Annotated in this window: 1 protein-coding gene; it reads right to left on the bottom strand. The window is 51.4% G+C overall.

The window, feature by feature from the left end; translation table 11 throughout:
- Positions 1-12: 12 nt before the first annotated feature.
- The gene (locus QMF37_RS18175) at positions 13-1,149 is read right to left on the bottom strand and encodes an IS4 family transposase (RefSeq protein WP_283479141.1); all 1,137 of its coding nucleotides are present in this window, start codon (positions 1,147-1,149) and stop codon (positions 13-15) included.
- Between the last annotated feature and the right edge of the window lie 103 nt (positions 1,150-1,252).

Genomic DNA, 1,252 nt, shown 5'->3' with positions numbered 1-1,252 from the left:
CACGCGTGTTGATTAACCAATAAATGACAGACTGCTCCTGCTGAGCGTAAAGTACTCGTAGAGAAACGTCGTCAGTGCATCCAGCCAAATCAGCGGTAAGGTGCCGGTCAATAGCGTTCGCTGAAAGGCCAGAAGCGATAAGGCGGGGGTCCGGATGCCCGATTTTGTTTTTTGATACAGCCACTGGATGAGGACATATGCGATTAAAGCCGCAAATAATTGGTTATAGACGGCATTGGGCGTCTGGCCGAATACCTTCGGCACATTCAGGTTTTGTTTGATCCAGCGGAAAAAGGATTCGATGCCCCATCGTGCTTTGTACATGCCGGCGATAGCCTCGGCTGATACATGGAGCAGGCTGGTGACGACACGGATCTCATGCCCTTCATGATCAGTGAAAAAGACCACGCGGTGCCGTTTCTTCGAACGTGATTGAGGCGTTCCCAGCCAGCAGGTGAAGTCGCGCGTGACATTGGAACCTTCTTCCGGCAGGCGCTGAAGCGACCGGATCGTCGATAGTTCCACATTTTCTTTCATTCGAATGACGAAGTCCTGTTTATCTGAAACAAACTGATCGATGCGTTTGATGTTGAAATACGCCCGGTCCTGCACCAGGATAAACCGCCGGTCGCTCAACCCTTCGCCGACCGGTCCATCGTGCACCAGACCGGTAGTTTCTATCACGTCAAGTGGCATACTGGTTTCCGGTGTGTAGCTGACATGAAGCTTAATGCCCGAACGCTCGCCGTGGTAAAGCGCCCAAGGGAGACGATTCCTCCCGACGGTAATGGTGGTGGAATCAACCAGCAGCAGCCGGTTGGGAATCTTGAGGGCACGCCGGGTGACACGGTTGCATTTACGGACGATTAAAGCGAACGCTTCCTTCATCAGGTGGTAGTCCAGTTCCTTCATCTTTTTGGAAAGTGTCGAGTGGTCGACATCCACCAACCCCGCGGAAGTTCCAACATCTCCGCAATGGCGATAGCCCTTCCATTCGGACGCCGCTGCGGTGACGAGGTATTCGATCAGCTTGCCGACGGTGAGCTTGCGGGCAGTATCTTCATAGCCGATCAGTTTCGTGAGTAAGGCCACATCTTCATCCGTAATAAACTTTTGAATCAAATTCGGGAACATGGTATTCTGTTTCATAAGGGACACCTCTTCCTGTAGTTGTTGGTTCGCACTTACAGTCTACAAGAAAGGTGTCTCTTTTTGTATTCATTTGGATGATTCTGGCTAATCAACACGCGTG

It is taken from the genome of Planococcus sp. S3-L1 (assembly GCF_030063085.1).
Classification (GTDB): Bacteria; Bacillota; Bacilli; order Bacillales_A; family Planococcaceae; genus Planococcus; species Planococcus kocurii.
Note: the sequence above shows the minus strand (reverse complement) of the source record. Positions and strands in the feature narration are given on the sequence as shown.

Excerpts from the sequence above, each read along its gene's own strand:
- QMF37_RS18175 (WP_283479141.1), bottom strand. The coding sequence starts at position 1,149 with ATGAAACAGAATACCATGTTCCCGAATTTGATTCAAAAGTTTATTACG.